General features: G+C 71.6%; 25 protein-coding genes, 1 pseudogene and 1 riboswitch. Of the genes and pseudogenes, 9 read left to right on the forward strand and 17 right to left on the reverse strand.

Annotation, left to right across the window (positions count from 1 at the left end):
• Nucleotides 1-49: 49 nt before the first annotated feature.
• The 6 genes from ACKTSN_RS15505 to ACKTSN_RS15530 form a co-directional block, all read right to left on the reverse strand.
• Complete coding sequence (locus tag ACKTSN_RS15505; protein ID WP_409469677.1) at nucleotides 50-316, reverse strand: ferredoxin; 267 nt, start codon at nucleotides 314-316, stop codon at nucleotides 50-52.
• A 5-nt stretch (nucleotides 317-321) separates the two neighbouring features.
• Entirely contained in the window at nucleotides 322-861 is a 540-nt protein-coding gene (locus ACKTSN_RS15510; RefSeq protein WP_409469678.1) for a cytochrome P450, read from the reverse strand.
• On the reverse strand, nucleotides 858-1421 hold the full coding sequence (locus ACKTSN_RS15515) for a hypothetical protein (protein ID WP_409469679.1): 564 nt from the start codon (nucleotides 1419-1421) through the stop codon (nucleotides 858-860). The genes ACKTSN_RS15510 and ACKTSN_RS15515 overlap by 4 nt, the downstream gene beginning before the upstream one ends.
• A gap of 462 nt (nucleotides 1422-1883) precedes the next feature.
• A complete protein-coding gene (locus ACKTSN_RS15520; protein WP_409469680.1) occupies nucleotides 1884-2741 on the reverse strand; it encodes an ABC transporter permease in 858 nt (285 codons plus the stop codon).
• Nucleotides 2738-3745, reverse strand: a complete 1008-nt coding sequence (locus ACKTSN_RS15525) for an ATP-binding cassette domain-containing protein (RefSeq protein WP_409469681.1) — start codon at nucleotides 3743-3745, stop codon at nucleotides 2738-2740. The genes ACKTSN_RS15520 and ACKTSN_RS15525 overlap by 4 nt, the downstream gene beginning before the upstream one ends.
• Nucleotides 3746-3832: 87 nt before the next feature.
• Nucleotides 3833-4129 (reverse strand): hypothetical protein, encoded by a 297-nt coding sequence (locus ACKTSN_RS15530; protein WP_409469682.1) that lies wholly within the window; start codon nucleotides 4127-4129, stop codon nucleotides 3833-3835.
• A gap of 126 nt (nucleotides 4130-4255) precedes the next feature.
• On the opposite strand from ACKTSN_RS15530, the gene ACKTSN_RS15535 reads away from it, so the two are divergent.
• Both ACKTSN_RS15535 and ACKTSN_RS15540 read left to right on the forward strand, forming a co-directional pair.
• Nucleotides 4256-4597, forward strand: a complete 342-nt coding sequence (locus tag ACKTSN_RS15535) for a PadR family transcriptional regulator (protein WP_129800636.1) — start codon at nucleotides 4256-4258, stop codon at nucleotides 4595-4597.
• Nucleotides 4594-5289 carry a permease prefix domain 1-containing protein gene (locus tag ACKTSN_RS15540; RefSeq protein WP_409469683.1) on the forward strand — a complete coding sequence of 232 codons (696 nt, stop codon included), beginning with the start codon at nucleotides 4594-4596 and terminating at the stop codon, nucleotides 5287-5289. Before ACKTSN_RS15535 ends, ACKTSN_RS15540 begins: the two co-directional genes overlap by 4 nt.
• 75 nt (nucleotides 5290-5364) lie before the next feature.
• Here the strand turns inward: ACKTSN_RS15540 and ACKTSN_RS15545 are convergent, their stop codons facing one another.
• The 11 genes and pseudogenes from ACKTSN_RS15545 to ACKTSN_RS15595 all read right to left on the reverse strand — a co-directional run bounded on the left by ACKTSN_RS15545 (nucleotide 5365) and on the right by ACKTSN_RS15595 (nucleotide 16965).
• Nucleotides 5365-6729 carry a cation:proton antiporter gene (locus tag ACKTSN_RS15545; RefSeq protein ID WP_409469684.1) on the reverse strand — a complete coding sequence of 455 codons (1365 nt, stop codon included), beginning with the start codon at nucleotides 6727-6729 and terminating at the stop codon, nucleotides 5365-5367.
• Nucleotides 6729-7643, reverse strand: coding sequence for a putative sugar O-methyltransferase (locus ACKTSN_RS15550; protein ID WP_409469685.1), 915 nt, complete (start codon nucleotides 7641-7643; stop codon nucleotides 6729-6731). Before ACKTSN_RS15550 ends, ACKTSN_RS15545 begins: the two co-directional genes overlap by 1 nt.
• Nucleotides 7644-7801: 158 nt before the next feature.
• Nucleotides 7802-9097 (reverse strand): FAD-binding oxidoreductase, encoded by a 1296-nt coding sequence (locus ACKTSN_RS15555; protein ID WP_409469686.1) that lies wholly within the window; start codon nucleotides 9095-9097, stop codon nucleotides 7802-7804.
• Nucleotides 9098-9227: 130 nt separating this feature from the next.
• Nucleotides 9228-9743, reverse strand: coding sequence for a hypothetical protein (locus ACKTSN_RS15560; protein WP_409469687.1), 516 nt, complete (start codon nucleotides 9741-9743; stop codon nucleotides 9228-9230).
• Between the two features lie 98 nt (nucleotides 9744-9841).
• Nucleotides 9842-10636: pseudogene (locus tag ACKTSN_RS15565) on the reverse strand (dTDP-glucose 4,6-dehydratase); the annotation flags it as partial.
• A gap of 102 nt (nucleotides 10637-10738) precedes the next feature.
• Nucleotides 10739-11545: an ABC transporter ATP-binding protein gene (locus tag ACKTSN_RS15570; RefSeq protein ID WP_409474837.1), complete on the reverse strand. Its 807-nt coding sequence runs from the start codon at nucleotides 11543-11545 to the stop codon at nucleotides 10739-10741.
• Between the two features lie 19 nt (nucleotides 11546-11564).
• The gene (locus ACKTSN_RS15575; protein ID WP_409469688.1) at nucleotides 11565-12641 is read right to left on the reverse strand and encodes a FecCD family ABC transporter permease; all 1077 of its coding nucleotides are present in this window, start codon (nucleotides 12639-12641) and stop codon (nucleotides 11565-11567) included.
• A 2-nt stretch (nucleotides 12642-12643) separates the two neighbouring features.
• On the reverse strand, nucleotides 12644-13708 hold the full coding sequence (locus ACKTSN_RS15580) for an ABC transporter substrate-binding protein (protein ID WP_409469689.1): 1065 nt from the start codon (nucleotides 13706-13708) through the stop codon (nucleotides 12644-12646).
• Nucleotides 13709-13826: 118 nt separating this feature from the next.
• Entirely contained in the window at nucleotides 13827-14348 is a 522-nt protein-coding gene (locus ACKTSN_RS15585) for a copper chaperone PCu(A)C (RefSeq protein WP_409469690.1), read from the reverse strand.
• Nucleotides 14345-16708: a heavy metal translocating P-type ATPase gene (locus tag ACKTSN_RS15590; protein ID WP_409469691.1), complete on the reverse strand. Its 2364-nt coding sequence runs from the start codon at nucleotides 16706-16708 to the stop codon at nucleotides 14345-14347. The genes ACKTSN_RS15585 and ACKTSN_RS15590 overlap by 4 nt, the downstream gene beginning before the upstream one ends.
• Nucleotides 16708-16965 carry a hypothetical protein gene (locus ACKTSN_RS15595; protein ID WP_409469692.1) on the reverse strand — a complete coding sequence of 86 codons (258 nt, stop codon included), beginning with the start codon at nucleotides 16963-16965 and terminating at the stop codon, nucleotides 16708-16710. Before ACKTSN_RS15595 ends, ACKTSN_RS15590 begins: the two co-directional genes overlap by 1 nt.
• 220 nt (nucleotides 16966-17185) lie before the next feature.
• On the opposite strand from ACKTSN_RS15595, the gene ACKTSN_RS15600 reads away from it, so the two are divergent.
• From ACKTSN_RS15600 to ACKTSN_RS15630, 7 genes are all read left to right on the forward strand, one after another.
• A complete protein-coding gene (locus tag ACKTSN_RS15600; RefSeq protein ID WP_409469693.1) occupies nucleotides 17186-18988 on the forward strand; it encodes a methylmalonyl-CoA mutase family protein in 1803 nt (600 codons plus the stop codon).
• Nucleotides 18988-21165, forward strand: a complete 2178-nt coding sequence (scpA, locus tag ACKTSN_RS15605) for a methylmalonyl-CoA mutase (protein WP_409469694.1) — start codon at nucleotides 18988-18990, stop codon at nucleotides 21163-21165. The genes ACKTSN_RS15600 and scpA overlap by 1 nt, the downstream gene beginning before the upstream one ends.
• Nucleotides 21162-22163 carry a methylmalonyl Co-A mutase-associated GTPase MeaB gene (gene meaB, locus ACKTSN_RS15610; protein ID WP_409469695.1) on the forward strand — a complete coding sequence of 334 codons (1002 nt, stop codon included), beginning with the start codon at nucleotides 21162-21164 and terminating at the stop codon, nucleotides 22161-22163. The genes scpA and meaB overlap by 4 nt, the downstream gene beginning before the upstream one ends.
• A 60-nt stretch (nucleotides 22164-22223) precedes the next feature.
• Nucleotides 22224-22407, forward strand: a riboswitch (cobalamin riboswitch).
• Nucleotides 22408-22437: 30 nt separating this feature from the next.
• Entirely contained in the window at nucleotides 22438-23130 is a 693-nt protein-coding gene (locus ACKTSN_RS15615; protein WP_409469696.1) for an energy-coupling factor ABC transporter permease, read from the forward strand.
• Complete coding sequence (locus ACKTSN_RS15620) at nucleotides 23127-23471, forward strand: energy-coupling factor ABC transporter substrate-binding protein (RefSeq protein WP_409469697.1); 345 nt, start codon at nucleotides 23127-23129, stop codon at nucleotides 23469-23471. Before ACKTSN_RS15615 ends, ACKTSN_RS15620 begins: the two co-directional genes overlap by 4 nt.
• Nucleotides 23472-24221, forward strand: coding sequence for a cobalt ECF transporter T component CbiQ (cbiQ, locus tag ACKTSN_RS15625; protein ID WP_409469698.1), 750 nt, complete (start codon nucleotides 23472-23474; stop codon nucleotides 24219-24221).
• A complete protein-coding gene (locus ACKTSN_RS15630) occupies nucleotides 24218-25069 on the forward strand; it encodes an energy-coupling factor ABC transporter ATP-binding protein (protein WP_409469699.1) in 852 nt (283 codons plus the stop codon). The genes cbiQ and ACKTSN_RS15630 overlap by 4 nt, the downstream gene beginning before the upstream one ends.
• Nucleotides 25070-25075: the final 6 nt, after the last annotated feature.

Below are 25075 nucleotides of genomic sequence, written 5' to 3' on the forward strand. Positions count from 1 at the left end.
GGTGGGCACGGGAATCACGGGAATCCCCGGGTTCTTCTCGACCGCCCGGTCACTGCTGCGGCGCGATGATCTCGCCGGTCCGCGCGTCGCGTACCGTGATCGCCTCCGGGCAGATCTCCGCGGCGTCGATCACGCGGGCGTCCGGGTCGGTCAGCTCGGCCACCGCCCGGGCCCGGCCGGCGTCCAGGCGCAGCCGGCCGTGCGCGGTGGCGAGGCACAGACCGGAGCCGGCGCAGGCGTACCGGTCTACTTCGAGCAGCCACTGGGCCCGGTCTCCGGTGCGGGTTTCGCCTCGCTCACCAGGGCCGGACGGCACCGGCATCACCATGTGACCGGCAGGGATTCCGGGGCGCGTGCGATCAGGCCGGGCTTCCACGGGACGTCGTCCACCGAGCCCGCGAGGCGCAGGCCGGGGAATCGGTCGAGCAGTCCGCCGATCGCCGCCTTGAGTTCGGCGCGGGCGAGGGCCGCTCCGAGGCAGTAGTGGATGCCGTGGCCGAAACCGAGATGCGGATTGCGCTCACGGTCGAAGCGGATGGTCTCCGGGTCCTCGAAAACCCGCTCGTCGCGGTCGCCCGCGGCCCGCTGGAAGATGACCGTCTCGCCCTTGCGGATGAGAACCCCGCCGATCTCGACGTCCTCGGAGGCCCGGCGCGGGAAACTGCCCGTCGAGCGCAGCGGAATGATGCGCAGCATCTCCTCGATGGCGGGATCCAACAGGTTGCGGTCCGCCAGGAGTTGTTCGTAGAGATCGCGCTGGGCCAGCAGCAGGAACGACACGTTGGAGATCATGCTGAGCGAGGTCTCGTGGCCGGCCATGAGAATGCCGATTCCGGTCCGGACGGCCTCCACCTCCGTCATCTGCCCGCGTCCAGCGCCTCGATGAGGACGGAGATCAGGTCGTCGGAGGGACTGGCCCGGCGTATGGAGATCAGCTTGCGCAGGAATTGCTCGAGTCCGTCCCGGGCATCGTTCACCTCCTCCCTGGTGTGCGCGGAGGTGGCCACGAAGACATCGGAGTACCTGCGGAATTCCGCGCGTTCCTCGTAGGGGACGCCGAACAGCTCCACGATCATGCGGACCGGGAGCGGAATCGCCAGCCGCTGTACGAGATCGCCGGGCGGGCCGGCCTCCTCCATCGCGTCGAGTTCCGTGGTGACCAGCTCCCGCATCCGGTCGGTGAGGTCCGAGACGATGCGCGGCCGGAACGCGTGCGCGACGATCTTGCGCATCTTTCCGTGGTCCGGCGGGTCCATGCTGAGCAGGTTCCCGGGGCTCAGCGGCAGGGGCGTGACCCGCACGGTGTCGGGTTCCGTGGCCCAGCGGGAGCTGAACCGGGGGTCGGCGAGGAACTCCTTGATCTCGTGGTATCCGGTGATCAGCCAGGCCTCACCGCCATACGGCATGGTGACCCGGGACACCGGCTCGGTCCGGCACAGCTCCAAGTAACGGGGATTCAGTTCGAGCCGGACTACGGGACCGAAAGGGTATTGCGGAGGCCTGGAAGTGTCTTTGGCCGTATCCGTGACGGTCACGGCATTCCCCCTTCTGTGAATGGTCCGTCGCATGCGGAAACTGCGGAGCCGTTGCACTCGAGTGGTGGCGGTCTCGACGCATGCCCCGGGCACGGGTCATGCGGAATTCCGGCAGCGAGGAACAAAAGATCTGACGAAAGCTCTTCGAGCAGGACTGGCCGGTCGTCGGTCAACGGCATTGCGACCGCGTCGCACTCAGCCTGTCGCTCGGGGATCCTCTCACAGAAACCATCAGGCGGAAGGCGTTCGAAATCGAGGCTCGCATTCCACAAAAAAGGCGGTGGACAGCGCGTTCAAGCGCTGCCCGCCGCCTTGTTGTCGGCGATACCGGCGTTGTAGGCGTTCAAGTCACCTGCGGGCGTAGAGCCGCATCGTGACCGGTCCGAAGACCAGCAGGAACAGTCCCGCCCACCCCAGCACCCAGGCGATTTCCGCCGACGGCCAGTCGCCGGCCATCAGACCCCGTACCGCCTCGCACAGATGGGTCACCGGGCTGTTGTTGACGAACGCCTGCAGCCAGCCCGGCATGGTCTCCGGGTCGACGAACACGTTGCTCAGGAAGGACAGCGGGAAGATGACCATCATCGAGACGCCCATCACCGACTTCTCCGTGCGCAGCAGCAGGCCGAACATGGTCCACACCCAGGAGAAGGCGAAGCTGAAGACCAGCAGCAGGGCCACCCCCGCCAGCACTCCGACGGGCCCGCCGTCCGGCCGGAAGCCGAGGATCAGACCCACCGTCAGGATGACGGCCGCGGCGACGGTGTAGCGGAGCATGTCGCCCAGCAGATAGCCGACCATGGGCGCGGGCCGCCAGATCGGCAGGGTCTTGAAGCGGTCGAAGACGCCCTTGGCGATGTCCACGTTGATCGAGATGCCCGTGTACATCGTCGTCATGATGATCGACATCACCAGGATCCCGGGCAGCAGGAACTGGATGTACTCCTCGGTCGAGCCTGCCAGCGCCCCGCCGAACAGGTACGTGAACATCAGCACGAACATGATCGGCATCGCGGTGACGTCGAAGAGCTGCTCCGGCACATGCTTGATCTTCAGCATGGCCCGCCAGCCGAAGGCCATCGACGCCGCCGGGGCGCCGGCCCGCGGCCGCTTCCCGGCCGGGGCGACCAGCAGTGCGGCCAGGGACTCGGTGGAGACCCGGGCGGGACCGTCGGCGCGGTCCTCGGTCTTGGTCGCGGTGCTCATGCCATGGCCTCCTGCACGGTACGGCCACTGCCGGCGCCGTCGCCGGTCAGGGCGAGAAAGACTTCGTCGAGGCTGGGCTGCCCCAGCGAGAAGGTGTCGACGGCGATGTGGGCCCGGGCCAGCTCGGCCAGGGCGCGGGAGGCCAGTTCGGCCGCGCCGGAGCCGTCGGCCCCGGCGCCCACGCGAGCCGTGAGGGCGAACGGGTCGGGATCGAGCTGTACGGGCATGCCGTCCAGGCACAACGCCAACACACGCTCGGCATCCGGCCGCCTGGTGGCGTCACGCAGCCGCAGATGCACCGACCCGGCGCCCACGGAGGCCTTGAGCTCCCCCTTGGTGCCCTCGGCGATCACCTTGCCGCTGTCGATCACCGCGATCCGCGAGGCCAACTGGTCGGCCTCGTCCAGGTACTGGGTGGTGAGCAGCACCGTGGTGCCCTGGCCGACGATCGCCCGCACGATCTCCCACACCTGGTTGCGGCTGCGCGGGTCCAGGCCGGTGGTCGGCTCGTCCAGGAAGAGCAGGTCGGGGGTGTTGAGGATGGACGCCGCGATGTCGAGCCGGCGCCGCATGCCGCCGGAGTACGTCTTCACCTGCCGGTCGGCCGCCTCGGTCAGGACGAAGGCCTCCAGCATCTGGGCGGCGCGGCCCCGGGCGGCGGACTTGCCGTGCCCAAGGAGCCGGCCGAGCAGGACCAGGTTCTCGGCGCCGGTCAGGTCCTCGTCCAGCGAGGCGTACTGGCCGGTGAGGGAGACGCGGGCGCGCACCTCGTCCGCCTCGCGGACGACGTCCCGGCCGAAGACGCGGGCCTGGCCGCCGTCCGGCCGCAGCAGGGTCGCGAGCATCTTCACGAAGGTCGTCTTGCCCGCCCCGTTGGGGCCGAGCACGCCGTAGACCATGCCCTGGGGGATGACGAGGTCGATGCCGTCGACGGCCCGCTTGTCCCCGTAGGTCTTCACCAGCCCCTCGGTCTCGATGGCGGCTGCCGAACTGCCGGCGGTCATCGGGTCCTCCCCCGTCGGGTCCTGGATGCGGTCTCTTTCGTACGGTCCGGGCGACCGTGGATGCTGTCCGTGCCGGTCGGTGCGGGCTCAGCCATGCGAGCCGCCCGGGGCCGCTTGGGCGGTCGGCGAGGCCTGCGCGGTCCGGCCGCGGATCCGCGCCAGGGCGAGCAGGCCGCCGACGCCCGGGATGGCGGCGCGCCAGCGGGCACCCGACCCGGCCGCGGCCGGGGCCATGCACGCGGCGCCGATGGTGACGAGATACGCCGAGCCGTGCACCGGCCCGACGAGCGAGGTGATCACCTGCAGATGGACGGTGAACAGGTTCAGGAAGAGCAGGGCGAGGGAGGCCGCCTCGACGCCGGCCGCGATCCGCAACGTACGCACCGGATCACGCTCCCGCGGTGGAGTCGGATAACAGCACCTTGGTCACTGGTGGACCCTTTCGTCGTCGGCATGCATTGGCTGCCAATAGATAGCACACCAATACCCGATTGTGTAGGCTGCCGACTTATGAGACAGGATGCAGTGCGCGGCCACCTGGACGGATTGCTGCTGGCCGTGCTCGAACCCGGGCCCCTGCACGGCTACGCGATCATCACCGCCGTCCAGCAGCGCAGCGGAGGCGCACTCGAACTGCGTACGGGCACGATCTATCCGGCCCTCAACCGGCTCGAGCGCATCGGGCTGCTGCGCAGCAGCTGGCAGTCCGCCGGCGAACGCCGCAGGCGGTGCTACGAGCTCACCGAGGCCGGACGCCGGACTCTGGCCAGCGAGCGGACGGCGTGGCAGGAGTTCACCACCGCCATCGGCTCGGTCCTGAACCCCGTCACGCCGCCCGGAGTCGCCACATGAGCGCCGTCACCCCGCAGACCGACCCCATCGAGGACTACGTCTCCACCCTGGCCGCCGCCTTACACGGCCCGGCGCGCACCAAGGCACGCATGGTGGCCGAGGTGCGTGAGGACCTGACGGACGCGGTGTCGGAACGCACCCGCGCGGGGCTGACGTACCAGCGTGCCGCCGACCAGGCGGTGCGGGAGTTCGGGACCGCCGACGAACTCGTGGTGAGCTGGCAGCGCGAGCTGACGATCGCCCAGGCCCGGCACACCGCGCGGGCCGTCGCGCTCACCGTCCCCTTCGTGATCGCCTGCTGGTATCTGGTCCGGCAGGCCGGACATGACCAGACCTGGCAACTGCCGCGCACGGCCCAGCTGCTGGCCGTCCATCTGGCCGGCGTCTCGGCCGTTGCCGCACTGCTCGCCGCCGTGGCCCTGGCGGCCACCGGCACACTCGCCCGCTGGCTGCCCACGCCGGACCGGCTGCCGCTCACCGTCGCATGGGGCGGCACCGTCGCCAGCGTCTCCATGGCCGTCGCCACCCTGGCCCTCGCCATCGCGGCCGCCCTGGGCACCAACTGGCTGCTGCTCGCGTTCGCCGGGGCCCTCGCCGCCACCTCGCACGCCCTGGTGGCGGGCTCGGCCCGGTCCTGCCGACGCTGCGCCCGGCTGCCGGTCATCGAGGCACCGGGCGCTGGGGAGCGCTGACCACGAGCAGGAGGTTCCGCCGTCGCGTCGGCCGTACGGCCTGAGGACGCGACGGCGAAACCTCCTGCTGTTTCGCTATCCGTACGCCTTCTCGCGGATCTCCTCGTCCGCGGTCTTCTCTTCCGAGGACTTCAGTTCCGCGGTCTCCTCGGCGGTGTCCTCGATGCGCTTCATCGCCAGCGTCAGGATCGGCGGTGCCATCAGCGAGGTGACCACCGCGATCAGCACGATGACGGTGTACATCTGAGTGGTGAGCACGCCCAGCCGCAGCCCCGCCATCGCGATGACCACCTCCACGACACCACGGGCGTTCATCCCCGCCCCGAGGGCCAGCGCCTCCCACCGGCTCCGCCGGCTGAGCCTGGCCCCGGCGTAGGCGCCGAGGAACTTGCCCAGCACCGCCACGAACAGCAGCAGGAACGCGGCGCCCAGCACCACCGGATCGGCGAGCCCGGTCAGGTCCATCCGCAGGCCGGCGGCGGCGAAGAACACCGGCGCGAAGACCGCCATGACGACCGTGCGCAGAGCGGCCAGCCGGTTCGGCGCCAGCTCTCCGGTGGAGCTGATGACCAGGCCGCACACGAACGCGCCGAAAAGGGGTTCCTGGTGCAGCGCGTGGGCCCCGGCCGCGGACAGCAGCACCATCACCACCACGGCGGCGACCGTGGCCCCGGGTTCCGCGGACCGTGTCGTCCGGCGCAGCACGGCCCGGACGGCCATGCGGCCGACGGTGCACGCCAGCACCAGGAAGACCGCCAGCGAGGCGAGCGCCAGCCCGACGTGACCCGCGGTCAGACCGGCCGTGGCCAGCGCCGTCACGAGCGACAGCAGGAACCATGCCACCGTGTCGTCGACCATCCCCGCCGTCAGGATGAGCTGACCCACGGGACGGTGGAGGAACCCCATGTCGGACAGGGTCTTGGCGATGACCGGGAGGGCACTGACGCACATCGCCACCCCGAGGAAGAACGCGAACACGGCACGGTCGACGTCCCCCGGCACCAGCCTGTCCGGCAGCAGAAAGGCGACCCCGATGCCGAAGGCCAGCGGCACGACGAGTCCGCCGACGCTGACCCGCAGGGCGGTCGTGCCCTGCCGGCGCAGCAGCCCGAGGTTCAGCTGGGTGCCGGTGACGCCGACCAGAAGCATCAGGCCGATCTGGCTGAACGCGTCCAGGAGATGGAACTGGCCGGGTTCCTTGGGGAACAGCCAGTCGGTCAGCGCGGGCGCGAACCGTTCGAGCAGCGACGGCCCCAGCAGGACGCCGACCATGAGCTCGCCCACCACTGCGGGCATTCCCCACCGCACGGCCAGCCGGCCGAACAGCAACGCCAGTGCGAGCAGCACACCGACCTGGAGCAGAAGCAGCAGCAGGGAATGCTGACCGAGTGGCGCGACCGGTCCGTCGGCGAGGATCGACGCCGGTCCCCCGTACGGCATCAGCGGCCGACGGCCGGCGCCTGGAACAGAGCCTGCCAGTACCAGGTGAACGGCGCGGCCCACTCGTCGGCCACGCACCGCCAGCTGTCGTGCGGGCGGTAGGCCACGACGAACTTGCGGGCCTGCTCCCGCACCGCACGGTTGTCGTGGACGTCGATGACATCGGTCAGCAGCCCCGCGTCCAGGGCCCGGGCGATGGCGTCCTCGCCGCGGGCGTGGTCGTCGAGGCTCTTGTCCATGTACTTGCCGACCGGGTTGTTCGTGTAGAAGTGCCGGCAGCGTTCCGCGATCAGCGCGAAGTAGTAGCGGACGGTCTCGACGTCCATTTCCGCGAGCGAGTCGATGTTGATGCAGAGGTCGAATTCCGCATCGCCGAGAGACGTCTTGATATCGTCGATGGGAATGAACGTGATCTTGCTGAACTGCTCCTCCGACAGCACCGCCCGCAGGTACTTCCTGGAGAGTGCCATCGTGGTGGGCAGGTCGATGATCGTGTATGCGCCGATGTCCTTGTTCGACATCAGCGTGTGGCATGTACGGCCGTATCCCGCACCGATTTCCAGAACGCGGCCGCCGTCGAGGTCGAGGTTCTTCTCGATGAACTCCAGATCGCGCACGGCGCGCAGGTAGTCCAGGCAGACGGACTCCCCGTCGTAGGTGACCGAGTACGGCTGCCCGAGTTCACGCCCCTCGATCCGGCGCAGCCGCTCCCAGTTCTCCGGGCTCAGCTGGCCGGCCAGATTGTAGATGAGCGTCTTCAGATAGCGGACGCCGTTCGTGCGGACATCAAAGTAGGTCAGCCGGTAGTTCACCTGGCTTCGCTTGAAATTGGCGAGGTCACCGATCAGTTCTTCGTTGACCTCGTTTTCGCCGATGTATTTCCAGAGCTCGTTCACCTGCGGCTTCAAATCCATTGAAGGCCTTTCCCCGAGTGGCGTCCGACGCATTGGAGAATATGGCTCGGGAATCATCGGTGACAAGATTGAACAGGGCGCCCTGACCGTTTGTGCGCACCGCCCGGACAGCACGACTCGGGGGAATGCCGGCCGGCCCGGGCGGTGCAGATCGGGATTCAGCTACGGCCGCGCGGTCCGACGCTGAAACCGGGGCTGACGCCGACCTTGGCCGTGCCGAACGGCTCCAGTGCCCAGCCGGGGTTGGCCTGGTCGTAGGCGGCCCCGGGGTGGGTGACCGACACGAGCGGGTCGACCGGCGCCACCGCGGCGACGAGGTACTGCGCATCGCGGCCCTGCACGGTGTCGGGGACTGCGGCGGGACGGGCCAGGGCTCCCCCGAGGTGACGGATGTTCACGATCACCATGGTGGGTCCGGTCAGCCGTGCCAGGTTCTCCAGGGCCGTCACGTCGAGGGCGTCGACCAGGAGGTTCTCCCCGATGAACGGCCCGGGGTTGTCCGGCTCGGCGTGCACCCGGGGGTACTCGGCGAACGGCATCGGGGCCAGGGTGTCCTCGATCGGCTGCGCCACCTTCCGCAGCGGCGCGACCAGCCGCTCGGCGTCCTCCTCGGTGCCGCGCAGCGCGACCGCGACACGCGCGATGCGCCGGCCGCGCAGCATGGGAGGCAGGTAGTCGAGGTCGGGGAAGGACATCACCCGCAGGGTGGAGGTGAGTTCGTCGGGCAGCTCGGCCGTCCACTCCCGGAAGGCGTGCAGCACCGCCGGGTCGCCCTCCGCGCCCGTCGCCCCGATGTCGAAGGTCAGCCCGCCGCCCTGCAGACGCCCCTCGGGCAGCAGGCCGATGGTCATCTCGGTGACGACCTCGCCCCGCACCGGTCCGCTGCCGCGCAGCTGGGCGAACCACTCGGCGTCGTCCGGCCCGACCTCCCGCTCCTCGCCGTCCTCGGTGACCACCGTGAACGAGCGGACCAGGTCGCTGGCCCAGCCGTCGGAGCGGGCCAGCAGGCTGATCCCGCCGCCGAGGGTATAGCCGACGGCGCCCACACAGCCCAGGCTGCCGCTGGGCGGCACCAGGCCGTGCGGTGCGGCCGCCGCCATGACGTCGTTCCAGGTCGCCCCGCCGCCGACGCGGGCGGTGCGGGTGGCGGGATCGATCAGGACGCCGTTCAGCCGGCGCAGCGTCAGGACGACTCCCTCGTCGGCGGAGAAGCGCATCCCGTGTCCGGTGTTGTGCACGGTGACCGGAACCCCGTGCTCGCCGGCCAGCTGCAGCACGGTCCGGACGTCCGCGACCCGGCGTGCACCGACCACGAGGTCCGGCTGGTGGCGCAACCCGAGCTGGAAACTGGCCAGTTCCTCGGTGAAACCACTGTCGTCGGGCAGCAGCACCGGGCCCGCGACGGAATCGGCCAGGGCTCCGGCAAGACCGGATGCTGCGTTGGAGAGGGTCATGTCTGTCCTCGTCTTTGGCGTCTTGGGCGCATTGGCGCATTGGCGCATTGGCGCATTGGCGCATTGGCGCATTGGCGTCTACGGCGTTCTGGACTGCGCCAGGTGGGGCGCGTCTGCGGGCGTACGGCGCTCAGGCGCCGGTCGTGGAGCCGGGGCGGACGATCATCAGCACGACCACGACGGCCCAGAGCAGGTTGAAGATCCCGGTGACCATGGCCAGCCGCGCCGCCGCGGACCGGGTCGCCTCCGCGGTCGCGGTGTCCACGGCCGCACCCGCGCCGCCACCCGCCGCCGCACCGGCGGGCTGGGCGAGCAGCCGCTCCTGACCGGGCAGGATCGCCATCAGCAGCAGGGCCGCGGCGATCGCGGTGAGGATGATCGAGACGATGAGCCAGGCATCGCCCAGCACGCCCATCTGAGCGCCGGTGGCAAGACCGAAGACCGGTACGGCGACGCCGACGACGGTGTATCCCCGGCAGATCCGGTGCAGCAGCGCCGCAGTGGCGGGGGTGCGCTCCTCCCCGCTCGGGTCGTCGTCCCCGGCCTGCGGCTTGACGAAGCGGGGGAACATCGATGCCGCCACCGTGATCGGGCCGATCGCCACGATCGACGCCAGCACATGCACCGAGAGCAGCAGTTTGGTCACCGGGGGGTCCCTTCTGGATTGCCTGCCAATACGTTGGCTACCAACTAATTGGTAACACAGATCAGCCCATTTGAGTAGGCTGCCTACCTGTTTCCGGCCTACTGCGGCGCTGCGGACGGTGCCGCCGGGTAGGGTCCCGGGCCGGCGACGAGCGGCTCCCACCAGGCGGAACGGGTGCGGTACCAGTCGATCGTCGAGGCGATGCCGCGGTCGAAGGAGATGGCCGGTGCGTACCCGAGGGCGCGCAGCTTCTTGTCGCTGAGCGCGTAGCGAAGGTCGTGGCCCTTGCGGTCGGGCACGTGCTCGACCATCGACCAGTCGCAACCGAGCCCTTCGAGCAGGTGGGTGGTCAGCTCACGGTTGGTCAGTTCGGCGGTGCCGGCGATGTGGTAGACCCCGCCCGCCGCGCCGCGCTCGGCGACCACCTGGATGCCGCGGCAGTGGTCCTCGACGTGGATCCAGTCGCGCACGTTGTTCCCCTCCCCGTACAGCGGGACCCGGCGGCCGCGCAGCAGGTTGGTGATGAACAGCGGGATGACCTTCTCCGGGTACTGGAAGGGGCCGTAGTTGTTGCCGCACCGGGTGACCGAGACGGGCAGCCCGTGGGTGCGCGCATAGGCGAGGGCGATCATGTCGCCGCCCGCCTTGGACGCCGCGTAGGGCGAGTTGGGCGACACCGGGGCGTCCTCGCTCCAGGCGCCGGTGGCGATGCTGCCGTAGACCTCGTCGGTCGACACGTGCACGACTGAGCGGGTGCCCGCGTCGAGGCAGGCCTGCATCAAAGCCTGCGTGCCGAGGACGTTGGTGCGGACGAAATCGCCGGAGTCCTCGATGGACCGGTCGACATGTGTCTCCGCCGCGAAATTGACGACCAGGTCGTGCCCCGGCACCACACCCGGCTTCGCTCGAGCGGGGGGACCCCCATCGCCCACCCGTGCCGCCCTGGGGGTCCCCCCAGGCCCTTAAGGCACTGGGGGAGGCACGACTGCCCGCAGCTACGCCCAAGCGGTGCCGACGTCCGCCGTTTCGTCCGCCGGGGACCGGTGGTCGAAGGCGATCAGCGGGTCGCCGGTCAGGGGGTGCTCCACGACGGCCGCCCGGACGCCGAACACCTCGGCCAGCAGGGCGGGCCGCAGGACCTCGCGGGGCGGGCCCGAGGCCACCACGCCGCCGTCGTGCAGCACATGCAGCCGGTCGCAGACGGAGGCGGCGGCGTTCAGGTCGTGCAGCGACACCAGGGTCGTACGGCGCTGGGCGCGCAGCAGGGCGAGGAGTTCCACCTGGTGGCGGATGTCCAGGTGGTTGGTGGGCTCGTCCAGGACGAGGATCTCCGTCTGCTGCGCGAAGGCGCGGGCCAGCAGGACGCGTTGGCGTTCGCCCCCGGACAGTTCGGTGAAGCGGCACCCGTCGTGCTCGGCCATGCCGGCGTCCGCGAGGGCGCGGGCGACGATGTCCCGGTCGGCGGTGTCCTCCCCGGCGAACGCCCGCTTGTAGGGCGTACGGCCCATGGCGACGACCTCGCGCACGGTCAGCTCGAAGTCGCCGCCCCGCTCCTGCGGGAGCGCCGCGACGCGCCGGGCGGTCTGGACGGGGCTCAGCTCGCGCAGGTCGGTGCCGGCCAGGAGCACCCGGCCCGCGGCGGGCTTCAGATGCCGGTAGACCGTGCGCAGGAGCGTGGACTTGCCGCTGCCGTTCGGGCCGACGAGGCCGGTGATCTCGCCCTCGTCCGCGATCAGATGGGCTCCGGCGACGACCGTACGGCCCGCGTACGCGACGTGCAGGTCCTCGACGTCGATCCTCACAGTGGGCAACCCCGATCTCTCAACTTCCGTTCCCCAGACGCCGGTCCAGCAGATACAGCAGCGCCGGAGCCCCGATCAGCGAGGTGACGACCCCGACCGGCAGCTCCTGGGTGTCCATGGCCGTACGGCACACGATGTCGACCACGACCAGCAGCAGCGCCCCGAACAGCGCCGAGACCGGCAGCAGCCGGCGGTGGTCGCCGCCGACGACCAGCCGGCAGACGTGCGGGACCATCAGGGCGACGAAGGCGATCGCGCCGGACACCGCGACCAGGACACCGGTCAGCAGGCTGGTCACGGTGAACAGCTCCCGGCGCAGCCGGACGACGTCGATGCCGAGGCCGGCCGCGGTCTCGTCGCCCATCAGCAGGGCGTTCAGACCGCGGGCGCGGGCCTGGAGCAGCAGCAGGACCGCCGGCACCGCGACGGCGGGCACGGCGAGCAGCTGCCAGTTGGCGCCGCCCAGGCTGCCCATGAGCCAGAACAGCACGCTGTGGGTCTGCTGCTCGTCCCCGGCCTGGAGGACGAGGTAGCTGGTGAACCCGGACAGGAACTGGCCGATCGCCACCCCGGCCAGCACCAGCCGCAGCGGTGCGAAGCCGCCGCCGCGCCGGGCCACCGCCCACACCAGGGCGAAAGTGGCCAGCGCGCCCGCGAAGGCGGCGGCGGACAGCCCCAGCCCGAGCGCGCCGCCCGCACCGACCCCGAGGACGATCGCGCCGACCGCGCCGAGCGAGGCCCCGTTGGAGATGCCCAGCAGATAGGGGTCGGCCAGCGGGTTGCGCACCAGTGCCTGCACGGCCGTACCGACGAGGCCGAGCCCGGCGCCGACGAGGGCCGCCAGTACCGCGCGCGGGACGCGCAGCTGCCAGACGATGAGGTCGTTGGTGCCCGGCCGCGGCGGCTCGCCGGACAGCCGCCGCCACACCACGCCCCACACCTCGCCCGGCGGGATGGACGTGGAGCCCCAGGACACCGCCGCGGTGAGCGCGAGCAGCAGTGCCACGGCCAGGACCGCGGCGAGCGGCCCGGCGGGCACGGCGCGTGGCTGGGTGCGGGTTTCCGGGCTCTTCCGGCTCAACAGGGCATTGGCCACGGTCAGCCGACCTTGCCCGGGTAGAGCTTACGGGCGATCTGCTGGACGGTGTCGGCGTTGGTGACGCCCGCGATGGTCGTCTGCTCGGAGCCGATGCGCAGGAAGTTGCCGTCCTCGACGGCCTTGAGGCCCTTGGTGGCCGGGTTGGTCTCCAGCCACTTCTGCGCCTCGTCGAACGCCTTGTCGTTGGCGGCCTCGCTGCCCCGGTTGCGCACCCCGAGCTGGATCCAGTCCGGGTTCTTGGCGATCACGTCCTCCCAGCCGACCTGCTGGAAGTCGCCGTCGCAGTCGGCGAAGGCGTTGCGGGCGCCGGCCAGGGTGATGACCGCGTTGGCGACCTGGCGGTTGCAGACGACGACGGGCTGCTTGGTGCTGGCGTCGAAGTCGAAGAAGAAGTACGTGGGCCGCTCGTCCTCGGGTGTGGAGCCGACCGCCTGCTGGACGGCGTCCACTTTCTGTTTCATGCCGTCGACGAGTTCCTTGGCCTTGTCGGCGGTGCCGGTGACCGCGCCGAGGGAGGTGATGTCGTCCTGAACGGCGGACAGGTCGGTCACCGGGGTCTTGTCCGTGGCCGCGCAGGCGGTGGACTTCAGATAGACGCGTTTGATCCCGGCCGCCTTGAACTCCTCGTCGGTGGGCACGTCCGCCATCCCGCCCATGTCCATCGCCCCGAAGGTGTCGACGAAGACGTCGGCGCCGGAGCCGAGGAGCTTCTCCTTCGGGATCACGTACTCGCTCATCACCTCGATCTTCTGGGCCTGCGCGTCCAGTTCGGCGGGCAGGGTGCCCTTGCCGGGCGGGAAGCCGGTACCGATCACCTGGTCGCCGGCGCCCAGGCGGAGCAGCAGCTCCAGGCTGGAGGCGTTGCTGGTGACGATCTGCTTCGGGGCCTCGTCGAAGGTGGTCTCGGCGCCGGAGCAGTCGGTGACGGTCACCGGGTAGCCGTCGGAGACGGAGTTCCCGGCGGGGGCGTCGCCGGCCGAGTCGTCACTCCCGCCGCCGCAGCCCGCCGCCAGCAGGCCGCCGAGCACCACGGCCGTCGTTCCCCACCACGCGCGGATACGCATCACACCACTCCAGGAGCCATCGGTACACGGGAGGACGAGTGCCACCCGCACCAGTAGTCGGACCGGGCTCGGCTCAAGTTCCCGTCCGGATCCGGCCACTTGGGACCGGGGCGGGCGGTCACCACCCGTCCGACGTGGGCAGGACCACCACCGCCTGGGTCTCGATCCGTCCGCTGTCCTCGAAGTGCAGCGTGAACCGTACGAGGTCGCCCGTACGCCAGTCCGCCTTCGCCCGCACGGTGATGTCGAGGCCGTACGGGGACATGTCGAGGCGTTCACCGGCCGGAATGATCACGGAGTCCACCGCCTGCCCGGTCGCCGCCGCGTCGCCGGTCATGTTGTGCCGGCTGAGGGTGCCCTCGTCGCCCAGGGTGTCCGAGGACGTCACCTTCGTCAGCCGGTCGCCCATGCCTCCGGAGTTGGTGATCCGGAAGAACGCCGCGGTGTCCCCGCTCTCGCTGTTCGGCAGGAAGACCCGCCCCCCGCTGACCTCGATCCGGGGCCCACTGCCCGCGTTGCCGGCGGCGGTCCACGCGGTCAGCGCCCCCAGGGCGATGCCGCAGGCGGCGACGGGGGCGACGGCGGCCCGCAGGGTGTCGGCGAGCCGCCGTCGGGTGGGCCGCCAGGACGGTCCGCTCATGCGTCACCCCTCCCGGCCGGCATCAGGCTCTCGGCGGGCGACGGCCCGCCGTCCCCGGCAGCCGGTCCGCGGCTCTCCCCGTCGGCCCGGTCACACTCCCGGCCGGGTGACGGCTGCCAGGCGCGCAGACGGAGGCTGTTGGTGACCACCAGGACCGAGCTGACCGACATGGCTGCGGCGGCCAGCATCGGGTTGAGCAGGCCGACCATGGCGAGCGGCACGGTGACGACGTTGTAGCCGAAGGCCCACAGGAGGTTGGTGTGGATGGTGGACAGGGTGCGCCGGGCGAGCCGTACCGCGTCCACGAGCGCCTCGATGTCACCGCGGACGAGCGTCACGTCGGCCGCGCCGATCGCCGCGTCCGTGCCGCCGCCCATGGCGATGCCGAGGTCCGCCCCGGCGAGCGCGGCCGCGTCGTTGACGCCGTCGCCGACGACCGCGACCCGGCGGCCGCTCTCGCGCAGCTCCCGTACGAGGTCGGCCTTGTCCTCGGGGGTGCAGCGGGCGTGCACCTCCTCGATGCCCAGCGCGGTGGCGACGGCGCGGGCCGGTGCCTCCCGGTCGCCGGTGGCGAGCACCGGCTCGACGCCGAGCCGGCGCAGCCGGTCCACCGTCCGGTAGCTGCCGGGCCGTACGACGTCACCGATCTCGATCAGCGCCTGGGGCTGCCCGTCCACACGGACCACGACGGGCGTGTGCGCGGCGGCCTCCGCGGCGGGGAGCGCGTCCGTCAGCGCCTCGGGCAGTTCGTCGTCCGGTGCGACGACCTCGACCAGCCGGCCCTCGACCCGGCCGTGTACGCCCCGCCCGGCCGTGGCGGTGAAGTCGGCCACCTCCGGCAGCCGGGCCCCGGGCAGGGTGCGGGTCGCGTACGCGACGATCGCCCGGCCCAGCGGATGCTCGGAGCCCTGCTCCACTGCCGCGGCCAGCCGCAGCACCTCGTCCCGGCCGGGGCCGTCCGGTACGGCCGTGACGCGGGCGACGGTCATGTGCCCGGAGGTGAGGGTGCCGGTCTTGTCGAGGACGACGGTGTCGATGTGTTCGAGGCCCTCCAGGGACTGCGGTCCCCTGACCAGGATGCCGAGTTGGGCGCCCCGGCCGGTGGCGGCCATCAGCGCGGTCGGGGTCGCCAGACCCAGCGCGCACGGGCAGGCCACGACCAGGACGGCCACGCATGCGGTGATCGCCGCCTGCGGGTCGGCGCCGGCTCCGAGCCAGAAGCCGAGCACGGTCACGGCCAGCGCGAGCACCACCGGCACGAACACGCCGGCCACCGAGTCGGCCAGCCGCTGTGCCTTCGCCTTGCCGGCCTGGGCCTCGGTCACCAGCCGGGTGATACGGGCCAGTTGGGTGTCGGCGCCGACGGCGGTGGCCCGCACCAGCAGCAGCCCGCCCGCGTTGACGGCCCCGCCGACCACGGCGGATCCGGGCGCGACCTCGACCGGCTCGCTCTCCCCGGTGACCAGCGACAGATCCACGGCGGAACTGCCCTTGACCACCTCGCCGTCGGTGGCGACCCGCTCACCGGGCCGTACGACGAAGACCTGCCCGACCGTCAGCTCCTCGATGGGAACCAGGCGTTCGGAGCCATCGTCGCCGCGTACGGAGACCTCCTTGGCGGCGAGCTCCGCCAGCGACCGCAGCGCGGCCCCGGTGCCGTGCCGGGCCCGCGCCTCCAGGAAGCGTCCGGCCAGCACGAACAGCGGTACGGCGACCGCGGCTTCCAGGTAGACGTGGGCCATGCCGTCGTCCGAGGCGTCCGGCAGCAGACTGAACGCCATCCGCATCCCGGGATCGCCCGCGCCGCCGAGGAACAGCGCGTACGCCGACCAGGTGAAGGACGCCACGACGCCGAGCGAGACCAGGGTGTCCATGGTCGCCGTCGAGTGCCGCAGCCCGCGCAGCGCACGCAGATGGAACGGCCACGCGCTCCACACGGCGACCGGCGCGGCCAGCGCGAAGCACAGCCACTGCCAGTTGCGGAACTGCCAGGCGGGCACCATGGACAGCACCAGCACCGGCACCGCGAGCAGCGCGGTGATCAGCAGCCGGTCCCGCTCCTGCCGCATGGCGTCGGCCTCGGAGTCGGACCCGGACTCGGCTTGTGCACGCCTCCGCTCCCGGGGTGGCGCGGGCAGTGCGGCCGTGTACCCGGCCTGTTCGACCGTCGCGACGAGTTCCTCGGGGCGGATGTCCGGCGGATGGCTGACCCGGGCGCTGCCGGTGGCCAGGTTGACCGTCGCGGTCACGCCCTCCAGCTTGGCCAGCTTCTTCTCGACCCGCCGCACACAGGCCGCGCAGGTCATTCCGCCCACGGTCAGGTCCGTGGTGAGCAGCGGGGGTGCCGGTTCCGTGGCCATCAGTGGCCACCCATTCCCGGCATCTCGTCGGTCTCCGGGTCCGTGCCCGTGCCCGTGCCCGGGTCGTCCTCGACGCCGTTGCTCGTGCCGGAGGGGCGCATGCCGGGCGCGACCGGTCCGGCTGCGGATCCGACGGCGTACGACACCGTGAAGACCAGGGCGAGAAGCAGGAGGAAACCGCACAGGGCGGGCGGTGGCGCCAGTCTTCGCAGCGCCTGGACGCCCGCTCCTGGGGAGGTTTGCTGTGGTTGTTCCATCACCGGCCTCCTGACCTGTACCGGTTACAGAGGTCGGGCCTGGTGAGGGGCGGGTTCCCGGCCGATTCTGTGGCCTGCGTCACACACGAGTCCCGGGTGGTCGCGGTCACATCCGGACGTAATACGGAGTCCGCCCGGGCTTCAAGGGTGAACGGGCGAGGACAAGGTCACAGCCCGGTCCTCTGCTGCTCAGGTGTCCACCTGGCCTACCATCCGAGCCATGACGGTCCTGCCCGACGACGGGCTCACCCTGGCCGCCGAGTTCTCCGACGCGACCCGTGAACAGTGGCAACGCCTCGTGGCGGGCGTCCTGCTCAAGTCGGGCAAGGAAGTCGGGGGCGCTGCGGCCGAGGACGCCCTGTCCACCACGCTCGAGGACGGACTGCGCGTCCGCCCCCTGTACACCGGCCACGACACCGCGCCCGAGTCCGGCCTGCCCGGCTTCGCACCCTTTGTGCGCGGCAGCCGCGCCGAGGGCAACACGGTCGGCGGCTGGGACGTACGACAGCGGCACACGACACCCGACACCGACGCGGTCCTCGCGGACCTGGAGAACGGCGTCACGTCGCTGTGGCTGGCCGTCGGCGAGGGCGGCATCCCGGTGGCGTCGCTCGGCCGGGTCCTCGACGGCGTGTATCTCGACCTGGCGCCCGTCGCCCTGGACGCCGGGGCCGAGGTCGAGTCCGCCGCGCGGGAGTTGCTGCGGCTGTACGAGGAGCGGGGCGTCGGCAGGGATGCGGCGCGCGGCACCCTGGGCGCCGACCCGCTGGGGTTCGAGGCCCGGACCGGGCAGCCGTTCGACTTCGCGCCGGTGGCCGGACTTGCCCTGCGGTGCGCCGAGGAGTATCCGGGGCTGCGGGCGCTGACCGTGGACGCGCTGCCGTACCACGAGGCCGGTGGCTCGGCCGCGCAGGAGCTGGGCGCGTCACTGGCGACCGGTGTCGCCTATCTGCGGGAGCTGACCGGGGCAGGGCTGAGCGTCGGGCAGGCCTGCGCACAGCTGGAGTTCCGGTACGCGGCCACCGCCGACCAGTTCCTGACGATCGCCAAACTGCGGGCGGCGCGCCGGCTGTGGGCACGGGTGGCCGAGGTGTGCGGAGCCCCTGGTGCACAGGTCCAGCACGTCGTGACCTCGCCGGTGATGATGACGCGCCGCGACCCGTGGGTGAACATGCTGCGCACCACCGTCGCCGCGCTGGCCGCCGGGGCGGGCGGCGCCGACGCCGTCACCGTGCTGCCCTTCGACCACGCGCTCGGTCTGCCGGACGCGTTCGCGCGGCGCATCGCCCGCAACACCTCCACGATCCTCATCGAGGAGTCGCACCTGTCCCGGGTGATCGACCCGGCGGGCGGCTCCTGGTACGTGGAACGGCTCACCGACGAACTCGCCCACGCGGGCTGGGAGTTCTTCCAGGGCATCGAGCGGACCGGTGGGCTCGCGGCCGCCCTGCGCTCGGGCCGTCTCGGGCAGGACCTGGCCGACACCTGGGCGGCACGTACCGACAAGCTCGCCAAGCGGCGCGAACCGGTCACCGGTGTCAGCGAGTTCCCGCACCTCGCCGAGCGGCCGGTGGAGCGTACGCCCGCTCCCGCGGCCCCCTCCGGCGGGCTGCCGCGTGTGCGGCGCGACGAGGCGTACGAGGCACTGCGCGCCCGTTCCGACGCCCATCTCGCGGCGACCGGCAGCCGCCCGCGGATCTACCTCGCCGCCCTGGGCCCCGCCGCCGCGCACACCGCACGCCTCACCTTCGCCTCCAACCTGTTCCAGGCCGGCGGCATCGAGCCGGTCACCGAGGGCACCTTCGAGGACAGCGGCGCCACCGAGGCCTGCCTGTGCTCCAGCGACGCGCTGTACGAGGAGCAGGCCGCGCAGGCCGCCGAGGACCTGCGGAAGGCGGGCGCCCGCCATGTGTTCCTGGCCGGGCGTCCCGGTCAGTACAGCGGTGTCGACGCCTACGTCTTCGCGGGCTGCGACGCCGTTGCCGTGCTCTCCGCCACCCTCGATCGCATGGGAGTGTCCTGATGGGAGGAATCCCCGACTTCACCGGAGTCGAGCTGGGGACCCCGGCCGCCGAAGGGGGCGCCGACGAGTGGCGCACGGCCGTGAAGAAGGCAACCGGCGACGACGACCTGCTCTGGGAGACCCCGGAGGGCATCACCGTCAAACCGCTGTACACCGGGCAGGACCTGGAGGGCCTGGACTTCCTGGACACCTACCCGGGTATCGCCCCGTACCTGCGCGGCCCGTACCCGACGATGTACGTCAACCAGCCCTGGACGATCCGCCAGTACGCGGGCTTCTCCACGGCGGAGGAGTCCAACGCCTTCTACCGGCGCAACCTGGCGGCCGGTCAGAAGGGTCTGTCGGTCGCCTTCGACCTGCCGACGCACCGCGGCTACGACAGCGACCACCCGCGGGTGACCGGTGACGTCGGCATGGCGGGCGTGGCGATCGACTCGATCTACGACATGCGGCAGCTGTTCGACGGGATTCCGCTGGACAGGATGACCGTGTCGATGACGATGAACGGCGCCGTGCTGCCGGTGCTCGCGCTGTACATCGTGGCGGCGGAGGAACAGGGCGTACCGCCCGAGAAGTTGGCCGGGACCATCCAGAACGACATCCTCAAGGAGTTCATGGTCCGCAACACGTACATCTATCCACCGAAGCCGTCGATGCGGATCATCTCCGACATCTTCGCCTTCACCTCGCAGCGGATGCCCCGCTACAACTCCATCTCCATCTCCGGCTACCACATCCAGGAGGCCGGCGCGACGGCCGACCTGGAGCTGGCGTACACCCTCGCCGACGGCGTGGAGTACCTCCGGGCCGGGCGGGAGGCCGGGCTGGACGTGGACGCGTTCGCGCCGCGGCTGTCCTTCTTCTGGGCGATCGGCATGAACTTCTTCATGGAGATCGCCAAGCTGCGGGCGGCCCGCCTGCTGTGGGCGAAGCTGGTCAAGCAGTTCGACCCGAAGAACGCCAAGTCGCTGTCCCTGCGCACCCATTCGCAGACCTCCGGCTGGTCGCTGACCGCGCAGGACGTGTTCAACAACGTGACCCGGACGTGCGTGGAGGCGATGGCCGCCACGCAGGGCCACACCCAGTCGCTGCACACCAACGCCCTCGACGAGGCCCTCGCCCTGCCCACCGACTTCTCCGCGCGGATCGCCCGCAACACCCAGCTGCTCATCCAGCAGGAGTCGGGCACGACCCGGGTGATCGACCCCTGGGGCGGCAGCGCCTACGTGGAGAAGCTGACGTACGACCTGGCCCGCCGCGCCTGGCAGCACATCCAGGAGGTCGAGCAGGCGGGCGGCATGGCGCAGGCCATCGACGCGGGCATTCCGAAGCTGCGCGTGGAGGAGGCGGCGGCGCGCACGCAGGCCCGGATCGACTCCGGGCGGCAGCCGGTGATCGGCGTGAACAAGTACCGGGTGGACACCGATGAGCAGATCGAGGTCCTCAAGGTCGACAACTCCTCCGTGCGCGCCCAGCAGATCGAGAAGCTGCGGCGGCTGCGCGAGGAGCGCGACGAGACCGCCTGCCGGGACGCGCTGGACGCGCTGACCCGGGCCGCGGGCGGCGACGGCAACCTGCTGGAGCTGGCGGTGCACGCGGCCCGCGCCAAGGCGACCGTCGGGGAGATCTCCGACGCCCTGGAGAAGGTGTACGGACGGCACGCGAGCCAGATCCGTACGATCTCCGGCGTGTACCGAGGCGAAGCCGGCGAGTCCCCGTCCGTCGACCGCACCCGCGCGCTCGTGGACTCCTTCGAGGAGGCCGAGGGCCGCCGCCCGCGCATCCTGGTCGCCAAGATGGGCCAGGACGGCCACGACCGCGGCCAGAAGGTGATCGCCACCGCGTTCGCCGACCTCGGCTTCGACGTGGACGTCGGCCCGCTGTTCCAGACGCCCGCCGAGGTCGCCCGGCAGGCGGTGGAGGCGGACGTGCACATCGTGGGCGTCTCCTCGCTGGCCGCCGGCCACCTCACGCTCGTACCGGCGCTGCGCGAGGAGCTGGCGGCGGAGGGGCGCGCGGACATCATGATCGTGGTGGGCGGAGTGATCCCGCCGCAGGACGTGCCGACCCTGCTGGAGATGGGCGCGGCGGCCGTGTTCCCGCCGGGGACGGTGATCCCGGACGCGGCACACGACCTTCTGCGGCGGCTGGCGGCCGGCCTCGGACACGAGCTGTGATCGATCTCGACGCGTATGTGAAGGGCGTGCTCGACGGGAAGCGGGCGACGGTGGCCCGGGCCATCACCCTCGTCGAGTCCACCCGGCCCCAGCACCGGGCGCTGGCGCAGGAGTTGCTGACCGAGCTGCTGCCGCACAGCGGGAAGGCGCGGCGGATCGGGGTCAGCGGGGTGCCCGGCGTGGGCAAGTCGACGTTCATCGACGCGTTCGGCACCCTGCTCACCTCGCTCGGCCACCGGGTCGCCGTGCTCGCCGTCGACCCGTCGTCGAGCCGTACGGGCGGCTCGATCCTGGGCGACAAGACGCGGATGGAGCGCCTGGCGGTCGACCCGGCGGCGTTCATCCGCCCCTCCCCCACCGCCGGCACGCTCGGCGGCGTCGCCAAGGCGACCCGCGAGTCGATCGTGGTGATGGAGGCCGCGGGCTACGACGTGGTGCTGGTGGAGACGGTCGGCGTCGGCCAGTCGGAGACCGCGGTGGCCAACATGGTCGACTCCTTCCTGCTGCTGACCCTGGCCCGCACCGGCGACCAGCTGCAGGGCATCAAGAAGGGCGTCCTGGAGCTGGCGGACGTGATCGCCGTGAACAAGGCGGACGGCCCGCACGAGCGCGACGCCCGCGCCGCGGCACGGGAGTTGTCGGGCGCCCTGCGCCTCATGCACGGCAAGGACGCCGCCTGGACCCCGCCCGTCCTGCACTGCAGCGCCCGTGAGTCGACCGGCCTGGACACCGTGTGGGAGCGCCTGGAGCAGCACCGCACCCTCCTGGACTCCACCGGTCGGCTCGCCGCCAAGCGCCGCGACCAGCAGGTCGACTGGACCTGGAGCATGGTCCGCGACGAACTGCTGGGCCGCCTGCACGCGGACCCGGCGGTACGGGCCCTCGCACCGGAACTCGAACAGCGGGTCAGGGACGGGCAGTTGACGGCCACGCTCGCGGCGGAGCGGCTGCTCGACGCCTTCGAGGGGGCCGGCGACGGCGCGTCCCGCGGGGCGTGAGCGGGCGTCCGTCGCCCGCACGCCTCCCGGGGTGCGCTTGTCTCCACCCCTGACCGAGCACTACTGTCACCACGCCTTGGTGCACGGGAAATCCGGTGAAAAACCGGTGCGGCCCTCGCCACTGTGATCGGGAAGTCCGGCTCCGGCCCTCGCGGGCAGCCACTGGGTCCTTGTGACCCGGGAAGGCGGAGCACGGGCGGTGGTACCCGTCAGCCAGGAGACCGGCCAAGGCACGTCAACCATCCACGAGGTGCTGGAGAGGGTCTGCTGAGCCATGCACATAGCCGAGGGTTTTCTGCCTCCTGCGCACGCGGTCGCCTGGGGCGCCGCGTCCGCGCCGTTCGTCGTCCACGGAGTCCGGTCACTCACCCGTGAGGTCAGGGAGCACCCCGAGAGCACACTGCTCCTCGGTGCCTCCGGAGCCTTCACCTTCGTCCTGTCGGCCCTGAAACTGCCCTCGGTGACCGGGAGTTGCTCCCATCCCACCGGCACCGGGCTGGGCGCGATCCTGTTCCGGCCGCCGGTCATGGCGGTGCTGGGCACCATCACCCTGCTCTTCCAGGCGCTGCTGCTCGCGCACGGCGGCCTGACCACGCTGGGCGCCAACGTCTTCTCCATGGCGATCGTCGGGCCGTGGGCCGGGTACGGCGTGTACCGGCTGCTGCGCCGGTACGACGTGCCGCTGATGGGCGCCGTGTTCTGCGGCGCGTTCGTCGCCGACCTGTCCACGTACTGCGTCACCAGCGTGCAGCTGGCGCTCGCCTTCCCCGACCCGGGCAGCGGATTCCTGGGCGCGCTCGGCAAGTTCGGCTCCATCTTCGCCGTCACCCAGATCCCGCTCGCGGTGAGCGAGGGGCTGCTCACGGTGCTGGTGATGCGTCTGCTGGTGCAGTCGAGCCGGGGTGAGCTGACCCGGCTCGGTGTCCTCCTCACCAAGAAGGCCGGCCCCGAGGCGGTGGCCCGATGAGCCGGAACGCGAAGATCAACTCCCTGTTGCTGCTTCTCGTCGCCGCGCTGGCGGTGCTGCCGCTGGCTCTCGGTCTCGGCGACGACGAGGAGGAGCCGTTCACGGGCGCCGACGGGCAGGCGGAGAAGGCCGTCACCGAGATCGAGCCGGACTACGAGCCCTGGTTCTCGCCCCTGTACGAGCCGCCTTCCGGCGAGATCGAGTCGGCGTTGTTCTCACTGCAGGCGGCCATCGGCGCGGGTGTCCTCGCCTACTACTTCGGGCTGCGGCGCGGGCGTCGGCAGGGCGAGAAGCGGGCGCTGGAGCGGCAGGGCGCCGACGGCGCCGACGAGCAGGTCTGAGTGCTGCCCATCGACGCGGCGGCGCACAGCAGCCGCTGGCGCCGCCGCCACCCCGTGGACAAGGCCGTGCTCGGGCTGGGTCTCACCCTGCTCGCGATCTCGCTGCCGCCCTGGCCGGGCGCCGCCCTGGTCCTGGTGACGGCGCTCGTGGCGCTGCTCGGTCCGGCGGGCGTGCCCCGGCGTCGTCTGTGGCGGGCGTACCGGGTGCCGCTGGGCTTCTGCGTGATCGGAGCGGCCACCCTGCTCGTGCAGGTCGGCGGCCCGGGCGGGTTCGTGTCCCTGGCCGACGAGGGCCCGGTGCGCGCCGGGGAACTGCTGCTGCGCACCTCGGCCGCCTCGCTCGGCGTGCTGCTGTTCGCGTTCACCACCCCGATGTCCGATCTGCTGCCGCGGCTGGTGCAGGCCGGGGTACCGGCGCCGGTCGTCGACGTGGCGCTGGTGACGTACCGCATGAGCTTCCTGCTGCTCGACTCCGTGCGCCGGATCCGGGAGGCGCAGGCCGCCCGGCTCGGCCACACCACGCGGACCGCGACCTGGCGTTCCCTGGCCGGGCTCGGCGCGACCGCCTTCGTGCGGGCCTTCGACCGGGCGGCGCGGCTGCAGACCGGACTCGCCGGACGCGGCTACGACGGCACCCTGCGCGTCCTGGTGCCCGAGGCCCGGGTCTCCGTCCGCTTCACGGCCGCCAGCACCGCACTGCTGGCGGCGCTGGCCGCCCTCACCTTCGTACTGGAAAGGCCGCTGTCATGAGCGAGCCCGCGCTCGTCGCCCTGCGGGGCGTGTCCTTCGCCTATGACGAGGGCCCCGTCGTGCTCGACGGCCTCGACTTCGCGGTGCCCGAGGGACGGGCGCTGGCCCTGCTCGGGCGCAACGGCAGCGGCAAGACCACGCTGATGCGGCTGCTCAGCGGCGGACTGCGGCCGCACACCGGGCAGTTGACGGTTCAGGGCCGGCCGGTGTCGTACGACCGGAAGGGCCTGACCCGGTTGCGGACCACCGTCCAGCTGGTCGTGCAGGACCCGGACGACCAGCTGTTCGCCGCGTCCGTCGCGCAGGACGTGTCCTTCGGTCCGCTGAACCTGGGGCTGTCCGACGCCGAGGTGCGCTCCCGCGTCGCCGAGGCGCTCGACGCCCTGGACATCGCCGCGCTGGCCGACCGGCCCACGCATCTCCTCTCCTACGGGCAGCGCAAACGGACCGCGATCGCCGGTGCCGTCGCCATGCGCCCGCGGGTGCTGATCCTCGACGAGCCGACCGCCGGGCTCGACCCCGACGGTCAGGAACGGCTGCTCGCCACCCTCGACGCCCTCCGTGCGCGCGGCACGACCGTGGTGATGGCGACCCATGACGTGGATCTCGCGCTGCGCTGGGCCGACGACGCGGCCCTGCTCACCCCGTCCGGCGTCCGCACGGGGCCCGCGCCCACGGCGCTGGCCCGCACGGACCTCCTCCGGCAGGCCGGGCTGCGGCTGCCGTGGGGCGTCGCGGCGGCGGAACTGCTGCGGGCGCAGGGGCTGTTGGGCGAGAGCGTCGCCGGTCCGCGGACGGCGGAGGAGCTGGCCGCCGTGACGGCGACCGGCGCCGGTCCGCGCGGCTGACGGCGG

Origin of the sequence: Streptomyces flavusporus (genome assembly GCF_046267975.1) — a bacterium.
GTDB classification, from domain to species: domain Bacteria; phylum Actinomycetota; class Actinomycetes; order Streptomycetales; family Streptomycetaceae; genus Streptomyces; species Streptomyces flavusporus.